Below are 21,780 nucleotides of genomic sequence, written 5' to 3'. Positions count from 1 at the left end.
AACGATGATCGTGCGGATCAGGGCGCGACAGCGGCCCCCTGCGACGAGGACGCCGTGTCAGGGAAAGTCAGCCAGACCCACGTCAGAGTGGAATCGTCGACATGCTCGCTGCGCGAGTAGCCAACCTGCTCCTGTGCTACCCATGGCGCCAACTGCAGGCGCAGCTTCTGGTAGTCGCTCGCACCGTGCACGAGCAGGCCGAACGGCTGTCGTGCATCAAGCCGGGCCTGAAGCGCTTCGGCACTAATATCGCCTACTCGCCAGTCATGATAGAACGCCAGCGCACCACGCTCGACTTCTGTCAGCCCCATCCCTACGGTCTGGGCACGATAGGCCTCGGGCACCGCCTGATAAAGCGCTTCGTTCTCAGCACGCGTGCTCTTGCGCGGCGCCTGAATACCGTTCATGAACAGCGTCCAGGCAATAAAGACACTGAATGCCGCCAAGAAGATGCGCACGGCGCCAAGCGATGTCATGCGCATGCACACGACAAGCGCGATGCTGAGCACTACGGCAGCGATCTGCCCCATGTGATTGCGCGCAATCAATTCGATCATTTCAGGCGTGGCATGGCGAGTGGGCAGCAGATGCGCATACAGCGGCAACAGCAACACGACCAACTGGAATGCCAGCGCTGCCCACAGGGTGAACAGGGCATAGCCGCGCACCCAGCGCGCCTGAGCATGATGCGCAAGATATTGGCCCGCCATCATGGCGAAGAACGGCAGGATCGGCAGCAGATAGAGCGAACGCTTGGTCTGCGCCATCGACAGGATCAGGAAACTCATGATACCGCCGATCAGCAGTAGTAGATGGCGCAACCCCATACGGCGACCTGCACGCAGAGTCGTGACCAGCCACGCCACGATCAGCGGCACCCACGCCAGCGTCAGCGACAGCATGGAGGGGATATAGTCGAACTTGGTCGTCGCTTCGTCATGACCCAGTCCTGCCGTACCGTTCAATCGGCCCACCTGATTGCGCCAGAACCACTCGTTCCACAGCCATTCGCCGTCCTTATGGCTGACCAGTGCCCAGCACCAGCCACCGCACAGCACCACCATCACGACGACCAACAGAAGGTTGTCGAGCACGATCTGCCGCCAGTGCGTCTTGCCGCGTGCCCACAACTGATGCAGGAAGAGAGCACCCCAGAAAGGGATCATAACCAGCGGAGCCACCGGCCCTTTGGCCAGAAAAGCCCCCGAAATGGCGATGCCGGTCCACAGCGCGAACACGCGGCGATTGTCTAGGTAGAACGCGATCAGCGTCCACAGGCTCATGGCACAGAAGAAGGCCAGCGCCACATCCGTACGGATCACATGGAAGTGTTCCAAAAAACCACTCATGGTCGCCAGCGACATCACGCTCCAGCATGCCGCCCGATCACCGAACATCCGGCGCGTAGCGAGCCACAGACACGCCAGTGTTCCCGCGGCATAGAGCGAACAAGTCAGACGCAGCACATCGACAGGATCAATGAAGTATCCCGTCACGGCATTGACCAGCAACACGCTCCAATAGAACAGCGGCGGCTTCTCAATGAAATACTCACCGCTCAGCGTGGGCACAATGAAGTCATGCGAGCGCAGCATTTCCCATGCGATACCGGCCTCACGCGGTTCGTCGGGCGACCATAAATCATGGTCGAACTGCCCAAACAGCAGCAGCACGGCGATCAGCACCAGTAGACCGCCCCAGAGCAGGCGTCGGTGATGTAGGGCAGGGGGATGTGTCATATCGGAAGGAGTCCTCCATCCATGGCAGGAGAGTGGTGAAGAGTCGACATCATTGTGGCAGGGTAGGCCTAACCAGCGGTAGACCATGCCAAAAACTGTAGTGACATTTCGTCTCGTTGACGGATTCCCTGCGCTTTTGAACAGGCAGGCTGATAATTTGCTTGACGCTGTTGTTGTGAACGCGCAGGATAGGCCTTGTAGGTTAGCAAGTCATATCGTCAGTTGTAATCGAGTCCTTCGGTAGCCTGGTAGATATTTCTCTTGTTTTACCCACGACATGTCCTATATATGATTCGCATCTATAGGTCCCGTCTATTCCCAGTCAATCGAGGATTTCGACAATGGCAACTGGCACAGTTAAATGGTTTAACGACCAAAAAGGTTTTGGTTTCATTTCTCCGGCAGACGGTGGCGACGACCTGTTCGCACACTTCTCCGAAATTCAGGCTGAAGGCTTCAAATCCCTGCAAGACGGTCAGAAAGTTACTTTCGACGTCACTCAGGGTAAAAAAGGCCTCCAGGCTTCCAACATCCGCCTCGCTGACTAATCATTATTGATTAGTCCGGTGAACGCCGGCTGTTGATAAAGGGACCCGCTTTCGAGCGGGTCCTTTTTTTATGCCTGAATTTTTTATACCCGCGATGCGTGCTCAATGCCAGCGCCATCAATGGTACGCCGCCTCAACTAGCGGTAGCAGGCCTGGTGTCGAGACTTCGCCAGCGGCATTTCCATCACGTCGAGCGGAACGGGCGCATGCCCAGCTCCCGGATCGAATGAGCTGCTATCGCCGGTGTACTCGAACCCCTGCCGGTTATACCACGCCATCAGCTCGCGGCGCGGACGAATAACGCCCAGCCGGATCGCATGGCGTCCTGCGGCCGCATGCCAGCGCACTGCTTCGTCCAGCATCTTCTTGCCCAGCCCTTGGCCCTGACAGTCAGGATCGACGGCAAACATGCCGAAATAGCCGGCACCGTCCTCTTCTTCGCCAAGCCAGGCACAGACCACCAGATGCCCGTCCTGTTCGCCGACCACGATGCGACCATCCGTGCGTGCCAGATCACTGCGCAGGCTTTCGACGGTCGCCCGCGGCTCATCCGGCATACCGATCTCTTCCGCCCACGGTTCATGAACCAATGCCTGATAGGCCGTATTGATCAGCGTTAGCAGGCGCGGGATATCCCCTTGGTGTGCCGTACGGAAGTGGAGTGTCTGGGACATCGTTCATCCTTTCATTATCGACAGAGCTCATCTGCAATTAAGCTCTGTGCGGTAACTGTATATCCACCCGATGCCTATCGTCATCGTGGCATGGTTACGTGTGAAAGGGCGGGGATGCTACCTGAACAGCTCGCGTTTATGAAGGGAAAAGAGGCCAATTGCGATCATTTCCACAAAGTAACTCACCCGATGACGGTGCGGTAAAAGATAGCAGGGAAAGAATCGGCATGGTCAGCGGGGGTCAATGAGCAGTAGGGTAGGAATAGTAACGGTGCCTTCACGATAACGAGCAGGCAATGCCCGACGCGCAAGGCATGTTTCCTTCGAAATCATCCATGGATTGGACAGGAGGTGGCCATCCGGCCAACGCAAACGATGACGAGCGACGTTCATACACAAGGGCTGCGGCCTTCTAGGGTACGCTGGGGCGTACTGGTGCTGCTGTTTCTGGCCGTAGGTGTCAACTATATGGACAGGGTCAACCTGTCGGTGGTGCAGGGCAGTCTTGAGCATCAATTCGGGCTGACCGGCACTCAATATGGCTGGCTGCAATCGACCTTTATCGTGGCCTATTTGATAGCACAGGTGCCAGGCGGGCGGTTATTGGACCGCTGGGGCACGGAAGGCTTCTATGCGCTGCTGATCCTGCTGTGGAGCGGTGCCACCTTTGCTATGGGCATCGGCGGGCTGCTGGGCTTCGGTACGACGGCCGTTCTGGGACTGATGATGGTGTGCCGCATCGTAATCGGACTGGCACAAGCCCCTTCCTTTCCGGCCAACGCCAAGATTGCGGCCATGTGGTTTCCGCATCATGAACGGGCACGCGCCATCGGGGCCTATTCAACAGGACAGTATCTGGTTACAGGCCTGATGGTGCCCGTACTGAGCATCGTAGGGGTGCGCTACGGTTGGCCTTCCGTTTTTTATGTGTCCGGTGGGCTGGGCATTCTGCTGGGGTTGTGGTGGCTGTTCGGCTACCGTGATCCAGAGCATAGCCGTGCCAACGCGGCGGAACTGGCGCTGCTTCGGCAGGACAATCGTCAGGCGCCGTCTGTCGCCGATGAACCGGATAGCGGCAAGGTCGGTTGGCCGGAGTTGCGCCATATTTTGGCTCAGGGCCGCTTCTGGGGCATCTGCTTCATGCACTTTGCCGCCACCTCCATCCTCTACTTCTTCCTGACATGGTTTGTACCGTTTCTGCGCAGCAGCCTGCAACTGCAAGGCGCATGGGCGGGCGTCATGGAAAGTGTGCCCTTCCTGCTAGCGGCAGTCGGGGTACTGTTCGGGGGGGTATGGAGCGACCTGCTTCTCAAGAGCGGCCATTCGCTGGTCAAGGCGCGCAAGATTCCGATCGTATCGGGCCTGCTGGTGTCCGCGCTGATCTTCTGCAGCCCATTCCTGAGCGCTTGGCCACTGGTGGTGATCTGTGTGCTGTCCGTGGTCTTTCTGGCTAATGCCGGCTCCAACCTCGGCTGGACCGCGATGAGCGATATTCTGCCGAAGCGCATGATCGGCACGGCAGGCGGTATTCTCAATATCTGTGGGAACATGGCGGGCATTCTGACCCCCCTGGTGTTCGGCAGGGTACGCGACATGACGGGGAGTCTGAACGGTGGGATGTACTATCTGGGGGCCGTCGCCCTACTGGGCGCGCTGTGCTTTCTGTTCTTCATCAATGACCTGACCGAAATCGACATCAGTCAGGCCCGTTCCCGCTAGCGCATAGCGCTACGCCTTACGGTTGGTGGCCTCGTACAGCATGAGGCCACTGGCCACGGCCAGATTCAGCGAGTCCGTCCCGCCCCGCATCGGGATCTTCACGCGCTGATCACAGGCTTCCAGCAGTGCGGCTGACAGCCCGGACTGCTCCGTTCCCATCAGAAGCGCACAGGCATGCGTCTCATAATCAGCATCGCGGTAGTCCTGCGCACGCTCCAGCGTCGTGCCGATCATGCTAACGCGGTGCTGACGCGCCCATTCGATGAACGGTGCGGTCGTGCTCTTGACCAGCACCACGTCGAACAGCGCACCGGTCGTCGCGCGCAGCGCTTCCGGCGAGAAGGGATCGCAACTGTCATTCAACAGAATGACGCCGCGAGCACCCGCCGCATCACAGGTGCGGATAATGGTGCCCAAGTTGCCAGGGTCACGCGGACTGTCGAGCACAATCCACACCTCGTCAACCGCAGGGACGACGCTATCCAGCGGCTGCCATTGCTGGTGAAACACCGCGATCGCATGGTGGGGATTGTCACGCCCAGACATCTGCCCCAGCACCTGTGCCGTGGTGGGGATCAGTTCGACATGATCCTGCGCGGTGGCATCAAGCAGCAGCTGGTTGAGTGCTTCATCAGTGGCGCGTGCATCGGCGTCAAACGCCAGTGTTCGGAGCGCATGCCCGCCGCGGCAGCCATCGGCAATAGCCCGCACGCCTTCCACCAGAAAGGCCTGTTCAGCGTTACGGTACTTCTTGGTATACAGCTTGCGCATGGCTTTGATGCGCGGATTAGCAGCGCTGGTAATGGTGGCGTCAAGGCGCATGCGCGACCTCCAGAAAGAACGAAAGTGAATACGACAAGGCCCGGTGGTCGCCGGGCCTTGTCTTAACGAGCCATACACACAGAACGAGCACTATACCGCATGGGTCAGAAACGACCACAGTGCCGACAGTATACCGGTGATCTGGCTGAATGCCGCTAATACTGCCAGCACCCCGATCACAATGACCAAGAGATTGGAGGGGTTGCGACGGTAACGGCTCAGCACGGGCAGCGTGTAGATGGCCACCATCGGCAGCAAGAACAGCAGCAGAGCAATGATGGGGCCGCCCAGCTTCTCGATCATCGACAGGATACCGGGGTTCAGGGTCGCTACGCCCCAGCAGCTCAGCCCCATCAACACCGCAGCCACATCGTTAAGCACACGATGACGACGCGAGGAGGACTTGCCTCGGCAAACGTGTTCGATTAGCCCTACGGCCCCTTCACGCGCGCCGATATAGTGCCCAAGAAAGGACTTGGCGATGGCGATCAGGGCAATGATGGGAGCGGCCACCTCAATGATGCGGGTATTAAAGTGACGGGCCAGATAAGACAGGATGGTGATGTTGTCCGCCTTGGCTTCGGCAAGATCAGCCGGGGTAAGTGACAGCACGCAACTGAACACGAACAGCAGCACGGTCGCGACCATCAGCAGGTGAGCGCCGCCCAGAATTTGGCAGCTCTTGCGATCGGCGTTGTTACCGTATCGCTGGCGCTGATCCATAGCGAAGGCAGAGATGATCGGTGAGTGATTGAACGAAAAGACCAACACGGGAATCGCCATCCAAATGGACGTCCACACGGCACTGCTACTGCTCGCCGCCTCGGTTCTGGCGGATGCCGCAAAGAACGCCGTGCTCCAGTGAGGAATCAGGATCAGCGACAGAATGACGAGAGCAGCAATGAAGGGATAGACCAGATAACTCATCGCCTTGACGACGCGACGCTCTCCACCGCGTGCAATGCCGATCAGTATCGCGATCAGCAGGAAGGACACCAGCGCTCGGGGAGGAGACGTCATGCCCAACTGGTGGGTCAGCACATCCAGTGTAGTGTTGGTGATGGCAACGCTATAGACCAGCAGGATGGGAAAGATGGCAAAGAAATAGAGCACCGTGAACAACGCTCGGGCATGCGGCCCGAAATGCCGGCCAACGACATCGGTAATGTCGCGATCGCTGTCTGCGCCGGACTGAACAAAACGGGTAAGCGCACGGTGAGAGAAGTAGGTGACGGGGAGGGCAAACAGTGCAATGAACAGTAGCGTCCATGTTCCCCCGATACCGGCGGCGATGGGCAGGAAAAGCGTCCCCGCACCAATGGCCGTACCAAAGAGGCCGAGTGCCCACGTTATATCCTGGCGGTTCAGCGCTCGTTGGGCAGCAGGTAGCACCTGATCGGTCTGACGAAGTTCGGTCATGAGGTCTGCCTTGAATGATTGTTCTAGATAAGCCTAAAGCGGCAACCTCTCGGCAACGGCTTGCCAAGAGCGCGACGAAGACACTCACATGACTTCGCCACGAAAGAACGACCATCATAACCGATGCACCAAAGGCGAGCGATGTGTCAGGGGCGCACGCACGCCCCCAACGTGTTCAACGACCGAAGACCGTCGTGAACGAAGCGCTTGCCAACGCATTGAAATGTACACGGAAACCGACCTGAGCAGGCGTCGGATTCTCAGGCAGGTCGAGCGATGCGACCTTCAGCGCATGCACTGTAAAGATGTAACGATGATCACCGTGGCCCGGAGGCGGTGCGGCCCCGGCAAAGTCCGTGGTGCAGGAGTCGTTATAGACCGCCACGGCACCCTGAGGCAGCGGATGACGCCCACTGCCCGCACCTTCCGGCAGCGACGTAACATCGGCCGGAATATTGGCGACCACCCAGTGCCACCAACCCGAGCCGGTGGGCGCATCAGGATCGTAGACGGTCACGACAAAGCTGCGAGTCTCTTCGGGAGCACCTTCCCAATGCAGCTCGGGCGACAGGTTGTCGCCTTCAAGACCGGGATAGGCAGCCCACTGCGCTTTGGTCAGGCGCTGTCCATCCTTAAGCGTATCGCTCAGCAGACGAAACGTCATTTTCGGTTCTCCTTGAGTGAGAAACAGACAGGCATAGCATATGCCTCGCACGTGCGAGGGTCAGCTAGCCGCTCAACGTCGCACAGAAATACGACCATGCAGAGGCCTGTGACACTCCATGCCGTTATCTCTGTGCACACTATCTTCACGATTGCCGTATCATGATAAGCCGTTTGGTGTTCTTTTCAGTGTGCCTGTGTAGCACCGCCTACAGCGGAAGCCGCCACTCACCTATAACGATCATATTTTCTTGTACTTGATTCAGTGGAGTCCCATGAGTTCTTTCAAGCAGTGGAAACATCGTCTCAAATGCGCTTTTCTATCCGCTAGAATCGGTCAACCCCAACAGGACTGGCTGCGCGCACTGGCAGACAATCCTCAGTTCGGCACGCTGGCGGCAGGCGATGAGCAGTTCTCCTATCGTCACTTCAAGGCCTACCTGAATCGCCACCTGACGGCGGCCCAGAAGCTGTCAATCGTGCACCATACGGCTCAGCGACTGTGCGATGTGCTGTCAAAAGACCGCTTCGACACCATCTTCACCGGCAAGGGTCTGCTGCTGGCCACGCTGCCCTTCAAGGACGGCGAAGGCGAAGCGCGTGTCATCATGCGTCGCGCAACGTTCCCACGTGAAGGTGAAATCGGTCTGTTCATGGAAACCGATGAGGAAGGGGTGATCTACCAGCTCAACTTCTCGCTGGCACCACCCGCCACGCTGCTGATTGGTGGTCTGCAGGGGCCACGCCCTGAGCAGGGTGACATCATCAAGCGCTACAACAAGGCGCTGCATGGCCTGCGCCCGCAAAACGTAATGGTATCGGCCATGTACGCCTGCGCGCTCGTCTTCGAAGCCGACGGCGTCAAGGGAATTACAGAGACTGCACATCCACGTCGCAAGCGTTTGAAATCCAGCTACGACCGTTTCTGGGCGGAAAATGGTGGGGAAGAAATCAAAGGAGGCTGGTTCCAACTGCCGCCAGCGGAGCCCGAACGTGACATTCAGCAGGTCAAGAGTCAGCGTCGCGCCGCTTTCAGACGCCGGGAAGCACTGCGCGAGGATATGGCCCGTCAGATTGTCACTGCGCTAGGCTATCCCGAACGCATGCCCGCCCTTGAGGTGGAGGAAGCCGCCACAGAAGCCGCAGTATAACCGCATCGCGTCAATCACTACGCCGCGATAAAGAAAGCCCCAGGACGATAACATCGCCTTGGGGCTTTCTCGTCATCAGCCATTCAAAGGATCAGGCGGCATCGTTCAGCAGCCGATCGACGAAGTCGGCCAGATCATCGCAGACCCATACCGCCTCGCTGTGCTGAAGAGCATCCAGTTTGGGGCGCGTCTCCTGCCCGTTACCCGTCAGCACCAGCGCCAACCGAGTGCCTGCCGTCTCGCCCGCCTGAAGATCGCGCAGGGAGTCACCGACCATCCATGCGTCGTCAAGGCGCTCATGCCCTAGCTCGCGCGCAATCCGATGCAACATGCCCGGTAGCGGCTTGCGACAATCGCACCCGTCATCGGGGCCATGCGGGCAGTACGCGATATAGGCCAGACGCCCCCCGGCAGCGTCTACCAGCGAGGTCATCCGCTCGTGCATCGCCTCCAGCTCGGCCATTGGCGTCAGGCCACGAGCGATACCGGACTGGTTCGTGGCTATCGCAACGTCGTAGCCTGCCTTCACCAAACGCGCGACGGCGTCGATCGCTCCGGGCAGAGGAATCCATTCATCACGGTGTTTGATGTACTGGCGGCTGTCCTGATTGATGACACCATCACGGTCGAGAATGACGAGGGGGCGAGGCATGAACGTTCCCATCAGAAATGAATACCACGGTTGACGCGCGAGCTACCGCAACGAGAAAGGGCCGCCCGCGCATGGATGTGTTCGACGATATCGCATAGAAACGGTCATACGCCAAAATAAACCCCATTGAGAGCGAATATTCCGGCTTTGGCCGATGCCATGACGGCGTTACTGTGTCGCTGCCCTAGTCGTCGATGTCCTCATGCACATCATGGACATCGGTATAGGCTCCGCGACGCATAATGAGATCGGCGATCGCAGCACTTGCCGCATCAAGGTCTATTAGGCTCATGTCCGTGGCAGTGTCGTTCCCCTGCGGCGGAGAAAAGGCCAAACGCCGATCGTCGTGATTGCAGGTCTGCCAGCGCAGCGAGGTCGCCGAACGCTTGGCGGGATAGAAGCCAACGGTCGCGATGTCGAGGCAGCCTGCAATATGCAGCGGCCCCGTTGAACCAGCGATCAGTCCATCGGTAGCGTCCAGCATCTTAGCCAGTGCCGAAAGGCGTTGGCTGGCCGGCAGGCGACAAGCCTCTATGCCTTCGGCGGTCAAGCGGTCGCACAATGACGCAGCTACAGCTTCTTCACCCGGCCCCGCACTGAACAGCCAGTGAACAGGACGGTCGAGACGGGCATGCACCTTCTCGATCAGTTCGGCATAGCGCTCAGGCGTCAGATTAACCGCCGAACCGCCGCTGCCAGCGTGCACGCACCACCATGGGCGATCCAGCGACAGACCGCACGCCTTGGCCAGAGCAACACGGCCCTGACGATGCGAACGCTCGGTCATCGGCCAGAACGGCGGACGCGCAGCGTCGCCCTGTACGTTGAGCCGTTCCAGCAGAGCCAGCGCCAGATCGACGTTGTACTCGTACTCCGGTTTCAGAGACTGGGAACGGCGCTGCACAACACGGTGGTTGTAGAAGATCTGCGCCCACTTGGTGGCCGGTGCCATGCGCATCGGAATGCCCGCACGCCAGCCCAGCCAGCCGATACGCGGCGTAGAAAACAGTGTCAGCATCGCGTCAAACTGCTTGTCGTGCATGCGGTTGAGCAAGTGACGGCGCTCGGCACGCGATGCGCCATGACCGGGATCAATGATGACGTCATCGACCCAAGGGCAGCAGTGCGCGATGGATGCCGTATATTCCGGCACCAGCACGGTGACATGAATGTCCGCCTGCGCCTGCTTGAGCGTTTTCAGGGCGGGCCAGCTCAGCATGAAATCGCCAAGCTTGTCGTTGCGTACGACCAGTACGCGAAGGTCAGGTGTTGTCATGGTCGAAGGCATAATCCGGCGAAAGAAGCAGCGTCATGGGGTAGGCTTGAGATAGCCTTGGCGAATCTCGTGCATCAGCCCGGTCGCACGGGAAGGCGCGAAGCGGGTCAGTGAGCGCTCAAGGCGCTCCATATTGCGCGCCTGCCAATGGTGCCCGTTGCGAATGCGGCAGCGATCCAGATCGATGATCCACGGTTTTCCATCACGATCCAGCAACAGATTGCGCGCATTGAGGTCAACATGATCAAGACCGAGCTCGTGCGCCTTGCGGATCAGGGCACCGACCGCCCTCAAAGAGGTATAGGGCAGATCTTCGGAAGATTCGATGCAGTCGGCAAGCGTCTGGGCACCGGGAATACGTACGGTAATCAAGGCGCCTTCATAAAAGAAGCCGGTATGCCATACGCAGGCCCCGATAGGCTGCGGAACGGAAAGGCCCTTTTCACGCAGGGCAACGGTGAGGCGGAACTCGCGCGCGGCACGCGTACGTGCACTGCCACACCAGACATAGCGCTGCTGGCTAACCCGAGCCACCATGCCTCCGCGACGATACGGGCGCAGTACCCAACCTTCTTCCGTCGTTTCGCTGGCGTGATCGCCAGGATCGAAGAAGACGCTGGCACCTCGTCCGGGGGCTTCGCCTACGATAGCTTCACGGTCCTGCCAGTACGCCCGGGTGAACAGTTCCGGGGTGACAGGGCCGCAAAGTGCCGTGGCATCATATAGAATGTGCGCATTCGCACTTTGGGATTCGAGTATTCGCATGACGCTACCTTTGCCTGCTTCGCCGACGCATATCTGTGTATTGCGACTATCCGCGCTGGGAGATGTCTGCAACCTGGTGCCTGCCATCAGGGCCATGCAGCATCAGTGGCCAGACGCTCGTATTACTTGGATCGTCGGCCGCGCGGAGCACAGTCTACTCAGTGGCCTCGATGGGGTCGAGCTTGTGGTGTACGACAAATCTACTGGCCTAAAGGGAATGTATGCCCTATGGCGCCAGCTGTCGAAGACACACTTCGATGTACTCGTTCACGCACAGCAATCCATCCGAGCCAGCATTCTGTCACTGGGCCTAAAAGCCCGCGTACGTCTGGGGTATGACGCGGCCCGCGCCAAGGACCATCAGACCTGGTTCACCAACTGTAAACTGGCACCGCATCCTGAAGCGCACGTGCTGGCATCGTTTGTCGACTTTGCCCGAGCACTCGGCGTTCAGGATGAGCTTACGACACGCGACAGTCTTGAATGGCACATTCCCATTCCCGACAGCGCCTTTGCCGAGGCTGCGGAGATTACCCGAGGCGCACGCTACATGGTACTGAGTCCCTGTGCCACACCTCGGCGACGCAATTATCGCAACTGGACGGCCGAAGGCTATGCTGCGGTCATCGACCACGCTTATCGGCACCAAGGGCTAGTCACTGTACTGACCGGTGGTCGGCGTGAAGAAGAGCAGGCCATGATCGCCGATATTATCGAGCGCGCGCGTCAGCTCAGAGCGGTCCACCAAGATGACGAAGAAGGGGCCCCCATTGACGCTTCGGGCAAAACCTCACTTAAGGGGCTGCTGGCGCTGATTCGCCGTGCCCGTGTCGTCATTGCACCCGACTCAGGACCGGTGCACATGGCTAACGCGTTGGGCACGCCCGTGTTGGGCCTGTTCGCGACAACCAATCCCGATCGTGCCGCGCCTTATCTGTGGCGCGACTATGTCGTCAACCGCTACCCCGATGCCGTCACACGCTATATGCACAGCACGCTGGATGACATCACCTGGGGCGCTCGTGTACGTCACCCGGATGCCATGCAACTGATCACCATTGACGATGTCACATCGCACTTGGATCGGCTTCTGAAGGTCACGGCCATACGCGATCACGACGACAGCCCATTATTCGGCAAAGACATTCCACGCACTGTCTGAATGCGGTGCTACCTTTTTATCTTCTTCAGCGGAGACATGGATCACGATGCTGGACCTCACTGCTTTCGACTCGGCGCGTCTTCTGATCGTCGGCGACATCATGCTGGACCGTTACTGGTACGGACCGACTTCCCGAATCTCGCCCGAAGCGCCGGTACCGGTCGTACGGGTCGACGAGAGTGAAGACCGTCCGGGTGGGGCCGCTAACGTTGCCCTCAACATCGCATCGCTGGGTGCCCATGTCTGCCTGTCCGGTCTAGTCGGACGCGACGACAACGCCGACCGTCTGGCCGCCGCGCTGACACAGGCGGGCATCACGACCCATTTCCACGTCAGCGATGCCGTACCGACCATCACCAAGCTGCGCGTCATGAGCCGCAACCAACAGCTCATCCGCCTCGATTTCGAATCACCGGCTTCCGCCGAAGATGCGGCACCGCTCGCAGATCGCGTTGCCGAGGCCCTGCCAGAATCGGACCTGATGATTTTGTCCGACTACGGCAAGGGCTCGCTGAGCAATATCGAACAGCTGATCGCGCTGGGCCGCAAACTCGGCAAGCGCGTGCTAATCGACCCCAAAGGCAGCGACTATTCGCGCTACAAAGGGGCCAGCATCATCACCCCGAATCTGAGCGAATTCGAAGCGGTCGTCGGGCCGTGTGCCGATGATGACGACATGATCACCAAGGGCGAACGCCTGCGCAAAGAGCTGGGGCTCGAAGCGCTGCTGATCACCCTGAGCGAACGCGGCATGATGCTGATTCGCGCCAACGAAGCACCGCTGCACCTGCCGACTCATGCCCAAGCCGTCTACGATGTCACCGGGGCAGGGGATACCGTGATCGGGGTACTAGGGCTGGCACTGGCGGCCGGGCAACCGCTGCCGACCGCAATGTGGCTGGCTAATCTTGCTGCGGGCGTCGTGGTGGCAAAAGCAGGTACCGCCACGCTAACCGTCGCTGAACTGCATGAAGCGATTCAAGATGCGGGCCAATCGTCCACCAGCGACAGCTCACTGGACGCTGTCATCCGCCAAGTACGCGCAGCACAAGCGCGCGGCGAACGCGTAGTGATGACCAATGGCTGCTTCGACATTCTGCATTCAGGCCATGTCGGTTACCTCGAAGAAGCGCGCCAGCTCGGTGATCGCCTGCTGGTGGCCGTCAATGACGATGCCTCCGTCGCGCGTCTCAAAGGCCCAACGCGCCCCGTCAACACACTGGACCGCCGCATGCGCGTGCTCGGTGCACTGGCCTCCGTCGACTGGGTTGTACCGTTCAGCGAAGACACTCCTCAAGCCCTGATCGAAAAGATTCTGCCTGACGTACTGGTGAAGGGTGGCGACTACAAGGTTGAAGAGATCGCCGGGCATGAAGCTGTGCTGGCCAACGGTGGCGAAGTCAAAGTACTAGGCTTCGAGGAAGGCGTGTCGACCAGCGCCCTGATCAAAGCCATTCAAGGGCAGACCCCATAATGTTTGGCCGACGTGGATACAGCGCACTGCTCTATGCGCTGTCACCGCTGATCTTCAAACGTCTGAAACGCGAGAGCCTGCCGGATCATCCGGCAGGTGAGCGACTGGGCCATATTCCCGACTACCGAGAACGGAAGACCCTGTGGGTGCACGCCGCCTCTGTCGGCGAAGTCATCACTGCCGCCCCCGTCATCCGGCAACTGCTGGCCGACTACCCGTCGCACACGATCATCGTCACCACCATGACCGCGACCGGTGCCGAGCGAGTCAAAAGCCTGTTCGGAGACACGGTCATTCATCACTTTCTGCCGATCGACTTTCCGGGGGCGATGAAACGCTTCGTGCGCTCGCTGACCCCAGAACTGCTGGTACTGGCCGAAACCGAGCTGTGGCCCAACATGCTGTATGCCGCCTCGGAGCACAACGTGCCAGTAGTCATGATCAACGCACGCCTCTCCGACAAAGCCTACTCACGCTACAGACGCTTCCAGCAACTCACGCGCGACATGCTGATCCGCATCAATTGGATTGCGGCTAAGAGCGGCGAAGATGCCAAACGCTTCCGCTCGCTGGGTGTACCGCCTAAGCGCCTGTCGGTTGCCGGTGCATTGAAGTTTGACCTTACGGTCAGCGAAGAACAGCGACAGAAAGGCGCTGCGCTGCGCACGCTTATCGGCCAGCGTCCGGTATGGATTGCCGCCTCGACGCATGACGGCGAAGAGCACGCCGCACTCACAGCACACACACAGCTGCTCAAGGTGAAACCCGATGCATTGCTGATACTGGTGCCGCGCCACCCACAGCGCTTTGATGACGTTGCCAGCGAGTGCCTTGAAGCCTTCCCATCAGCCGTTGCTAGACGCTCGCATGACGAACCGATCACTGGCGCTACACGCGTCTACCTTGGCGACACTATGGGTGAGCTGATGGCCCTCTATGCCGCTAGCGACCTGGCATTTGTCGGAGGCACTCTGGTGCCGATCGGCGGGCACAACCTGCTGGAACCGGCAGCGCTTGGCGTCCCGGTCATCAGCGGCCCGCATCTGAACAACCTGCAGGAAATCGCCGATGTCATGGAAGAACATCAGGCTCGGCGCGAAGTGAATGATGCCACCACCTTAGGCCATGTACTTATCGAACTGTTTGTCGATGCCAATGCGCGCCACTGGCTAGGCGACGCCGGCCTGCGCGTTGTAGAGCGCAATCGCGGAGCCAGCACCCTGATACGCGACCGTATTCGCACCATGGTGCCCGTTGACGAAGTGCTGGGCTAAGGCCTCGTCCACCTCATCACCACGTCCCATCGCATTCGCTTGCCTGCGTGAGAGGCATGGCGTGCATCGGCCACTGCCGAACCGCACCCATGTCCTCATGCTTTCCCCCGCTTGGTGCTCGATAACGTGTGTATGCCCGCACGAATGATTCATCTTATCTCATCATCACGGAGGCCACTGGTTACAAATCTATAAATAAGCGAGGAGGAGAACGGTAAGCCTTCTCTCAATAGTTATGAAATGATAAATAGCGGCATAATCGCGCAGCGGTACACTTAAAAGAGTAATAAATAGCAGGAAAACAGGGAACGTAATCTTCAAATGCTCATACTTTATGCGGGTGCCTTAAACAACGTTATAAAGCTGTGATACTATCCCCGCCTACTTTGCCACGAAGACAGTATTCATACTGCACGGCGAGAGCTTTCTCATCGCGTGGCACTCTCAGGGAATCTATGCGAGATATATAACGCTTATGAACTCTACATTACGTAAGGTTGCATCGACCATCGGCAGTATCATCGTGGTCGTCGGCATCATCGCGATCAAAGGCTGCAACCGAATCGGCAACAAAGAAACGCTGAAAACAGAAGAAAAACAGTATTATCAGCTGGATGAACTCAACAACGCGCTCGACTGTAACGTCATTCATCATGAACTGCTGGAGTTCATGAGAAAATCATCACCGACGATTGAAAAAGGCGGCAGCGTTGCAGTGCCGATGCGGTTCAACACACGCAACTGCGGACGCTCAACCGACTACCGCGGCAATATTCCCGAACTGCACAGCGCAAGCGAAACCTATCTGCGCAACTTCCAAGAAGTCACACGCAGCCTCGACAGCAACGGCGATCACAAAATGTCGCCGGAAGAGTTCGACGCAGCGGTCGACAACTTCAATGCACTCGCTGACAAGGGTCAGGATCTGTTCCAGATCTACGGCGAAGTCGAAGAAAAGTGGTACAAGGCTCGTCTCGACACCATCGGCCGTGACCATGCCCGCCGTCATGTCCACTGGGTCTATACCCTGGCGCTCGACATCAACCTGATCACACGCAGCCTGCGCAAGGATGACGTTGATGTGCCTGTTGTCGAAAAAGCCATTGCCAACCTGAAACAGAATCTGGCTAAGATGAAAGACGACATGGAAGGCAGCGACTGGAGCCAGCAAGACAAGATCGAGCAGTGGGCACAGGGTATCCCCGACTTCCTGAAAGCCGCACAGACACGCCTCGACTTCATAAAGAACAAGGCAGCAACAGCGACAGACGACGAGAAGGAAGCCTCCCAAGCTGATTTCAAAGATGCCGAAATCGGTGACCAACCAGAGAGTTTCGAAGATACCTTCGTTGTACCGGAATCTACGCCGTCCCACCATCATTCCTGAATAGTGGGCACGTGATAATCAAGCCCCTACCGCCTGAAAGCGGTGGGGGCTTTTTCATCCATAGACTTTTATATATAAATTATCTGAATATAACTCAGAAATATATCATTCCAACTATCTTACTTAATTCCAAAAGTATACTTTATAACATATAGTTAATTCCGATTTATAAAAGCATTGTTTAGTGAATTAAAAAACTACAGTCCAGAGAATATGTAAGCCATAATATGTTGGCAGTTGGTGTTTCTGGTGATGGTTCATCTTTTTGTATAGATTATGATGTAGAAGGTAATGATGGAGAGCCTGCAATAGTTGAAGCATGTTTAAATTACAAAAGAACAAGAAATAAAAAACTTATTGCAATATCTTCGGTGAATTTTTAAAAAACAAAACAAAGGAAGTATTGGATTGCTTTTTATTAAAAAATTTAGAGTAGCATATGCACTATTAGGAAGGGAGTGGTTTCTAGCGGAGTACAATATGAAATCTACCTTAAAAAACGTTACCGCGCCCCCTCCAATATAAAACGGAGATATATATTATGAACGTAACGTTTCATTGGAGAGTGATATTCTCTTATGATGTAGTTCCCTATGCTATCTCAGATGCTCTTAGTAATGATGGTTTGGATTTTATAGGTTGTTTGTTTTCTGATAGCGGAGGAGCAAGGTATGATGATCCTGTCTATATGGGCTTATTAGAAGATGGAATATGTGGAATAGAATTGGTTAAAAAAGGAGATATTAAATACTTTGACTGGAGTCTTAGTTACTGGGGGGCTGAATTTGAAGAAAATATGGCTAAGATATATTCATTATGCGATGATAATTTTTTTATAAATATTAAATTATATGATTTTGAAAAAGCGTTAATAGATTGGAAAAAATTTATTTCAAAGGGGCCATGAAATTCACAAAGAAGCCATAGATATCTAACTAACGTTTGTAGTGGCCTTACAGATCCGCACGCATAATGGAGAGGCCTGACACAAATCCGTCATTAATTATGGGCGCTCAGAAAGCGATGTCGCAGGTGCTAATCAGCCGGCAACAGGTTTCCCACGTTGATACCACTCCCAATAAAAAATGTATGCTAATGAAGTAAGCGCAGCAGACATACAAAAATTCATGCAGTGAGCAGGTGGCGCCTTGGGAGACTATACCTGCTGAAAGCCGTGTGATGACTGGCTTCTGAGGGGATACGGGGAGGAGTGGGGAAGTGCTATGGCGCGCCTGGCGAGATCATTACAAGATCAATAATTAATTGTTTTTTATGGATTTTTTATTTTTTAATATTTTCAGGCATACTCTAAGGCATACATTTTTAATCTTGGTATGTTTTCAGGGAAAACCGGAATTTCCATACCATTGCCTATAAGGAAGGTAGGGTGTCGCGTTTTGCTACCCCCCACTTTCATAAGGCACCCCCAATGCGGGGACACCTTTCTATTCGATGGGTTGTGCTGGAAACCAAGGTGGAAACTTCGCCTACTCACGGATACCCAAAATCTCGCATTGCCTTGCTCTCGATGCAACCGGGCAATAAACAACATTCTCCCGTTACTGTTACGAGAAGTGTTGCTTTAACTTCGCTGCAAGCCTTATGGATATTGGCGTGAGCGAGGTTCGCAGGTGCGTACCGCTCACCACTGTGTATGTAATGGTAACAAGGGTTACACAGGGCACAGCCTCGTCGCATGGGGGCTGTAGGCGTAACCCCATAAGATGCCGTGGGGTTACGCAGGGTACACCTCCACCGGTATAACAGCCGTTTCCACATCGCTGAATGTTAGGAGAAACGATTCCGGAAAGGTGTGCGCAACTATCGGTGAGCACGCACGTGCGCACACTTGAATATGGCCTCTGATTCATCGTCGAAAGTAAGCATTCCATCGTGCCAAGCCCCTCACGGCATAAGGCTTTCAGCGACATGTGCTTTGCTATTTTTCCGGCCATCAGGCTAGAAGAAAAGCGATTTCTGGGCTCGCCATTTCACGGCCAAACCTTAACATTTAACAGCATTTGCTGAGCATTTTGGTTGGTACTTAAAGCGCTCTACCTCCGTCAGGCACGCGCTAAAGCTTTGTGAGCCGATGAGCGATAAATCTCTTCTATATGCAGTTCTTTTGGCTGGCTCTCAGCTGTCATCGTTATGTCTCGTTTGAGAGGTGAAATACGCCGCGATTTCAGGTAACTTTTCGGGAACGATTAACAATAAATTAATGATGGCCCGCGGCAAGTTGAGTCGCTTATAGGGTCTTTACACACTTTTGAAGGGGGAATGATGGCGTCTCTATCATCCTTGCAGCAGCTGTTTGACATCACCTTGAGCGATGCCGGGCGCTTACTCACGCTCTCAACGCCGCTGGGCGCAAGTGCGTTGCTGGTACAGCGCGTCGTCGCACACGAGCAGCTCAGCGCGCCGTTTACCTTTACCGTCGACTGCATCTCGCAGCAGCATGATCTCGACCTGCGCCAGCTGTTGGCCCAGCCAGTCACGCTGTCGATTCTGCAAGCCGACGGCACCTACCGTGATCTGCATGCCATCGTCAGCGATGCCGCCCTGTTGGGCAGCGACGGCGGTGTCAGCGACTATCAGCTGGTACTCAAACCGTGGCTGACGCTGCTGGAGCACGTCTCTGACAGCCGTATCTTCCAAGACTTGACGGTCGTCGAGATCGTCACCCAGGTGCTGGAAGGCCATTCGTTTAGTGAAGGCGGTTTCCGCTTCGATCTACGTCACCAAGACCGCTACCCCAAACGCTCCTACTGCGTGCAGTACCGCGAGAGCAGCTACCACTTCGTCAGCCGTTTGCTCGAGGAAGAAGGTATCTGGTGGTACGTGGTACAGGAAGGTGACAAGCACGTCATCGTCTTTACTGACGACAACGACACTTGCCCCAACGTTAGCCCCGAGACTATTCGCTTTCATCGCCAGTCCGCGACCGAGCAGTTCGACAGTCTGACCGACTGGGGCCACCTGCGACGCGTACAGCCAACCCGCGTCAGCCTTGCATCGTTTGATTATAAGGCTCCCGGTGCGCCGGCGCGTGTCCAGCTCGATACCGTCGACGATCAGAACGGGTTGCCGGTGCTTGAGCAGTACGATTACCCCGGTGAATACAGCTTCCCACGCTACGACCGCGGCCATCAGTTAGGCGACACGCTGATGGAAGGACATGAGTCGCAGGCCGAGCGGTTTACGGGGGCGGGCGGCACGCGCCAATTGAGCGTGGGCCACAGCTTTGTACTGAGCCAGCATCCTAACCACGACAGCGGCGGCGCTGAGAAGCGTACCTTCCTGCTGCTGGCGCTTAACTGGGCCGCAGAGAACAACCTGCCGATGGCCGCTGTGCGTCGTCAGATGCCGGGCAGTCTGGAACCACAGCTCGAGGCCCTACGCGCTGCGACGGGGCACACTATTGAAGGCGCTTCTGATCAAGACACCGCTGGAACGGCGTTCTTCCATGTTCAGCTGGAAGCGCAGTACCGCAACGTGTCTTACCGTGCCCCGATCACCCATACCAAGCCTGAGCTGGGTGGCCCTCAAACCGCTATCGTGGTCGGGCCCGCCAACGAACAGATTCACACCGATAGTCTCAACCGAGTGAAGGTCCAGTTCCATTGGGATCGTAAAGGGCAGTACAGCGAGAAATCGAGCTGCTGGCTGCGCGTGTCACAAGATAACGCTGACAGCGGCTGGGGGGCGGTGTTCGTGCCGCGTGTTGGCCAAGAGGTCATTGTCAGCTTTTTGGAAGGTGACCCTGACCGCCCCCTTGTAACGGGGCGTGTGTATAACGGTGAACGTCAGCCGCTGTGGCACAGCAATGGCCTGCTATCAGGCTTCCACACCCAGAACTACCGCGGCGGTGGTTATAACGAACTGGTATTCGACGATGCCACAGGCCAAAGCCGCATTCGCTTGGGCACTGACCAACAGCATTCACAGCTGAACTTGGGCTACCTGATTCATCAGGAAGGTAACGACCGCGGTGCGTTCCGCGGCCTTGGGTTTGAGCTGCGCAGTGATGCCTACGGTGCCGTACGCGCCAACCAAGGGCTGTATCTGTCGAGCTGGGGCCAGCCCAGTGCCAGTGGTGACCAGCTGGACGTTGATCCCGCCCGCCAGCAGCTGACCAGTGCCCAGCGCCTTAACGATCAGTTGAGTGATCTGGCAACGCAGCACAAGGCCGATGCACTGACCAGTCCCGCACCGCTCACCAAAGCGGCAGAGCAGGCCAGTACCGCCTTGGCAGGCACCTCTCATGGCGGGGGTGACTCCGCAGCGGCACAGGCGAGTGCCAGCGGTGGCACGGGGCAATCGCGCAAAATGAGCGAACCGTGGTTACATGCCGCGTCACCCGCGGGCATCAGTTTGACCACCCCGCAGTCGACGCACTTGGCACAGGGCGAGCACCTCACCCTGACCAGTGGACAGGACACCACGATCGCTACCGGCAAAAGCCTACTGGCCTCGATCACCGAAAAGCTGTCGGTGTTCGTTTATAACGCCGGGATCAAACTGTTCGCCGGTAAGGGCAAGGTCGAGATACAGGCGCAATCGGATGAGATGACCCTGACCGCCCAGAAGGACGTACACGTCAGCTCAACGCAGGGCAAGGTCCATATCAATGCCGAAAAAGAGCTATTGCTTACGAGCGGTGGTGGTTATATCCGCATCAAGGGCGGCAACATTGAGATTCACACACCGGGCTCTATTGATGTAAAAGGCGTGCAGCAGCTCTTTGGCGCGGCCACTCGTCAGTCATTCCCTCTTGAAGAGCTGCCCGGGGGAGACATTACGCCAGACACCATCGCGTTCAGACGTATCTATGCGGATGGAAGTCCCGCTGCGGGTGTACCGTTCACCGCCGTACTGAACGACGGCAGTATTCGAACAGGGGCTACCAATGCAGAAGGCATTGCCCGCATTGATAATGTCGCTCCCGGTGCGATAGCTCAGGTGACGTATCACAAAGATCCTAACGCTATTAGGGGGTCGCAAAAACATAAGATAGGCAGCGATTTTGAAGGATTATTGGGTGGGGGAGAATGA

Annotated in this window: 18 protein-coding genes; 10 read left to right on the top strand and 8 right to left on the bottom strand. The window is 56.9% G+C overall.

The genetic code is table 11. The features are described 5' to 3' along the window. Positions 1 to 17: 17 nt before the first annotated feature. The gene (locus ACMHYW_RS00815; protein ID WP_414500493.1) at positions 18 to 1,739 is read right to left on the bottom strand and encodes an ArnT family glycosyltransferase; all 1,722 of its coding nucleotides are present in this window, start codon (positions 1,737 to 1,739) and stop codon (positions 18 to 20) included. Positions 1,740 to 2,080: 341 nt separating this feature from the next. Here ACMHYW_RS00815 and ACMHYW_RS00810 point away from each other — a divergent pair, with 341 nt between their 5' ends. Beyond that, on the top strand, positions 2,081 to 2,287 hold the full coding sequence (locus ACMHYW_RS00810) for a cold-shock protein (RefSeq protein ID WP_027704470.1): 207 nt from the start codon (positions 2,081 to 2,083) through the stop codon (positions 2,285 to 2,287). A 137-nt stretch (positions 2,288 to 2,424) separates the two neighbouring features. Here ACMHYW_RS00810 and ACMHYW_RS00805 read toward each other — a convergent pair whose 3' ends face one another. After that, the gene (locus tag ACMHYW_RS00805) at positions 2,425 to 2,961 is read right to left on the bottom strand and encodes a GNAT family N-acetyltransferase (RefSeq protein WP_414500492.1); all 537 of its coding nucleotides are present in this window, start codon (positions 2,959 to 2,961) and stop codon (positions 2,425 to 2,427) included. Between the two features lie 375 nt (positions 2,962 to 3,336). Between ACMHYW_RS00805 and ACMHYW_RS00800 the strand changes: the two genes are divergently transcribed. After that, on the top strand, positions 3,337 to 4,680 hold the full coding sequence (locus ACMHYW_RS00800; protein ID WP_414500491.1) for an MFS transporter: 1,344 nt from the start codon (positions 3,337 to 3,339) through the stop codon (positions 4,678 to 4,680). A gap of 9 nt (positions 4,681 to 4,689) precedes the next feature. Here ACMHYW_RS00800 and ACMHYW_RS00795 read toward each other — a convergent pair whose 3' ends face one another. The 3 genes from ACMHYW_RS00795 to ACMHYW_RS00785 form a co-directional block, all read right to left on the bottom strand. After that, positions 4,690 to 5,502 (bottom strand): TrmH family RNA methyltransferase, encoded by an 813-nt coding sequence (locus ACMHYW_RS00795; protein WP_414500490.1) that lies wholly within the window; start codon positions 5,500 to 5,502, stop codon positions 4,690 to 4,692. A 90-nt stretch (positions 5,503 to 5,592) separates the two neighbouring features. Continuing rightward, complete coding sequence (locus tag ACMHYW_RS00790; protein WP_414500489.1) at positions 5,593 to 6,921, bottom strand: HAAAP family serine/threonine permease; 1,329 nt, start codon at positions 6,919 to 6,921, stop codon at positions 5,593 to 5,595. A 175-nt stretch (positions 6,922 to 7,096) separates the two neighbouring features. Next, positions 7,097 to 7,585: a YbhB/YbcL family Raf kinase inhibitor-like protein gene (locus tag ACMHYW_RS00785; RefSeq protein WP_414500488.1), complete on the bottom strand. Its 489-nt coding sequence runs from the start codon at positions 7,583 to 7,585 to the stop codon at positions 7,097 to 7,099. A 274-nt stretch (positions 7,586 to 7,859) separates the two neighbouring features. On the opposite strand from ACMHYW_RS00785, the gene ACMHYW_RS00780 reads away from it, so the two are divergent. Then, positions 7,860 to 8,735 (top strand): DUF535 family protein, encoded by an 876-nt coding sequence (locus ACMHYW_RS00780; RefSeq protein ID WP_414500487.1) that lies wholly within the window; start codon positions 7,860 to 7,862, stop codon positions 8,733 to 8,735. A 91-nt stretch (positions 8,736 to 8,826) separates the two neighbouring features. On the opposite strand, the gene gmhB is transcribed toward ACMHYW_RS00780, so the two are convergent. From gmhB to ACMHYW_RS00765, 3 genes are all read right to left on the bottom strand, one after another. Beyond that, positions 8,827 to 9,387 (bottom strand): D-glycero-beta-D-manno-heptose 1,7-bisphosphate 7-phosphatase, encoded by a 561-nt coding sequence (gmhB, locus tag ACMHYW_RS00775; RefSeq protein ID WP_414500486.1) that lies wholly within the window; start codon positions 9,385 to 9,387, stop codon positions 8,827 to 8,829. A gap of 184 nt (positions 9,388 to 9,571) precedes the next feature. Continuing rightward, on the bottom strand, positions 9,572 to 10,663 hold the full coding sequence (locus ACMHYW_RS00770) for a glycosyltransferase family 9 protein (protein ID WP_414500485.1): 1,092 nt from the start codon (positions 10,661 to 10,663) through the stop codon (positions 9,572 to 9,574). A gap of 33 nt (positions 10,664 to 10,696) precedes the next feature. After that, entirely contained in the window at positions 10,697 to 11,428 is a 732-nt protein-coding gene (locus tag ACMHYW_RS00765; protein WP_414500484.1) for a 3-deoxy-D-manno-octulosonic acid kinase, read from the bottom strand. Between ACMHYW_RS00765 and ACMHYW_RS00760 the strand changes: the two genes are divergently transcribed. The 7 genes from ACMHYW_RS00760 (at position 11,427) to ACMHYW_RS00730 (ending at position 21,780) form a co-directional block, all read left to right on the top strand. Then, positions 11,427 to 12,590 (top strand): glycosyltransferase family 9 protein, encoded by a 1,164-nt coding sequence (locus ACMHYW_RS00760; RefSeq protein WP_414500483.1) that lies wholly within the window; start codon positions 11,427 to 11,429, stop codon positions 12,588 to 12,590. The genes ACMHYW_RS00765 and ACMHYW_RS00760 overlap by 2 nt on opposite strands. 46 nt (positions 12,591 to 12,636) lie before the next feature. Further along, the gene (hldE, locus tag ACMHYW_RS00755; RefSeq protein WP_414500482.1) at positions 12,637 to 14,064 is read left to right on the top strand and encodes a bifunctional D-glycero-beta-D-manno-heptose-7-phosphate kinase/D-glycero-beta-D-manno-heptose 1-phosphate adenylyltransferase HldE; all 1,428 of its coding nucleotides are present in this window, start codon (positions 12,637 to 12,639) and stop codon (positions 14,062 to 14,064) included. Beyond that, the gene (gene waaA / locus ACMHYW_RS00750) at positions 14,064 to 15,338 is read left to right on the top strand and encodes a lipid IV(A) 3-deoxy-D-manno-octulosonic acid transferase (protein WP_414500481.1); all 1,275 of its coding nucleotides are present in this window, start codon (positions 14,064 to 14,066) and stop codon (positions 15,336 to 15,338) included. The genes hldE and waaA overlap by 1 nt, the downstream gene beginning before the upstream one ends. Before the next feature lie 475 nt (positions 15,339 to 15,813). Beyond that, positions 15,814 to 16,725: a hypothetical protein gene (locus ACMHYW_RS00745; protein ID WP_414500480.1), complete on the top strand. Its 912-nt coding sequence runs from the start codon at positions 15,814 to 15,816 to the stop codon at positions 16,723 to 16,725. A gap of 227 nt (positions 16,726 to 16,952) precedes the next feature. Next, positions 16,953 to 17,108 (top strand): hypothetical protein, encoded by a 156-nt coding sequence (locus ACMHYW_RS00740; protein WP_414500479.1) that lies wholly within the window; start codon positions 16,953 to 16,955, stop codon positions 17,106 to 17,108. Positions 17,109 to 17,266: 158 nt separating this feature from the next. Continuing rightward, positions 17,267 to 17,632 carry a hypothetical protein gene (locus tag ACMHYW_RS00735; RefSeq protein ID WP_414500478.1) on the top strand — a complete coding sequence of 122 codons (366 nt, stop codon included), beginning with the start codon at positions 17,267 to 17,269 and terminating at the stop codon, positions 17,630 to 17,632. Between the two features lie 1,376 nt (positions 17,633 to 19,008). After that, positions 19,009 to 21,780 (top strand): type VI secretion system Vgr family protein, encoded by a 2,772-nt coding sequence (locus ACMHYW_RS00730; protein WP_414500477.1) that lies wholly within the window; start codon positions 19,009 to 19,011, stop codon positions 21,778 to 21,780.

Source organism: Zymobacter sp. IVIA_12111.31 C1 (assembly GCF_047495495.1).
Classification (GTDB): domain Bacteria; phylum Pseudomonadota; class Gammaproteobacteria; order Pseudomonadales; family Halomonadaceae; genus Zymobacter.
This window is presented reverse-complemented; position numbering and strand designations above follow the sequence as displayed.

What these genes read in the sequence shown, in the direction of transcription:
- gmhB (WP_414500486.1), bottom strand. Translation starts at nt 9,387, where the DNA reads ATGCCTCGCCCCCTCGTCATTCTCGACCGTGATGGTGTCATCAATCAG.
- ACMHYW_RS00765 (WP_414500484.1), bottom strand. Translation starts at nt 11,428, where the DNA reads ATGCGAATACTCGAATCCCAAAGTGCGAATGCGCACATTCTATATGAT.
- ACMHYW_RS00745 (WP_414500480.1), top strand. Translation starts at nt 15,814, where the DNA reads ATGAACTCTACATTACGTAAGGTTGCATCGACCATCGGCAGTATCATC.
- waaA (WP_414500481.1), top strand. Translation starts at nt 14,064, where the DNA reads ATGTTTGGCCGACGTGGATACAGCGCACTGCTCTATGCGCTGTCACCG.
- ACMHYW_RS00770 (WP_414500485.1), bottom strand. Translation starts at nt 10,663, where the DNA reads ATGACAACACCTGACCTTCGCGTACTGGTCGTACGCAACGACAAGCTT.
- ACMHYW_RS00760 (WP_414500483.1), top strand. Translation starts at nt 11,427, where the DNA reads ATGACGCTACCTTTGCCTGCTTCGCCGACGCATATCTGTGTATTGCGA.
- ACMHYW_RS00790 (WP_414500489.1), bottom strand. Translation starts at nt 6,921, where the DNA reads ATGACCGAACTTCGTCAGACCGATCAGGTGCTACCTGCTGCCCAACGA.
- ACMHYW_RS00785 (WP_414500488.1), bottom strand. Translation starts at nt 7,585, where the DNA reads ATGACGTTTCGTCTGCTGAGCGATACGCTTAAGGATGGACAGCGCCTG.
- hldE (WP_414500482.1), top strand. Translation starts at nt 12,637, where the DNA reads ATGCTGGACCTCACTGCTTTCGACTCGGCGCGTCTTCTGATCGTCGGC.
- ACMHYW_RS00800 (WP_414500491.1), top strand. Translation starts at nt 3,337, where the DNA reads ATGACGAGCGACGTTCATACACAAGGGCTGCGGCCTTCTAGGGTACGC.
- ACMHYW_RS00740 (WP_414500479.1), top strand. Translation starts at nt 16,953, where the DNA reads ATGTTGGCAGTTGGTGTTTCTGGTGATGGTTCATCTTTTTGTATAGAT.
- ACMHYW_RS00810 (WP_027704470.1), top strand. Translation starts at nt 2,081, where the DNA reads ATGGCAACTGGCACAGTTAAATGGTTTAACGACCAAAAAGGTTTTGGT.
- ACMHYW_RS00815 (WP_414500493.1), bottom strand. Translation starts at nt 1,739, where the DNA reads ATGACACATCCCCCTGCCCTACATCACCGACGCCTGCTCTGGGGCGGT.
- ACMHYW_RS00780 (WP_414500487.1), top strand. Translation starts at nt 7,860, where the DNA reads ATGAGTTCTTTCAAGCAGTGGAAACATCGTCTCAAATGCGCTTTTCTA.
- ACMHYW_RS00795 (WP_414500490.1), bottom strand. Translation starts at nt 5,502, where the DNA reads ATGCGCCTTGACGCCACCATTACCAGCGCTGCTAATCCGCGCATCAAA.
- ACMHYW_RS00730 (WP_414500477.1), top strand. Translation starts at nt 19,009, where the DNA reads ATGGCGTCTCTATCATCCTTGCAGCAGCTGTTTGACATCACCTTGAGC.
- ACMHYW_RS00805 (WP_414500492.1), bottom strand. Translation starts at nt 2,961, where the DNA reads ATGTCCCAGACACTCCACTTCCGTACGGCACACCAAGGGGATATCCCG.
- ACMHYW_RS00735 (WP_414500478.1), top strand. Translation starts at nt 17,267, where the DNA reads ATGAACGTAACGTTTCATTGGAGAGTGATATTCTCTTATGATGTAGTT.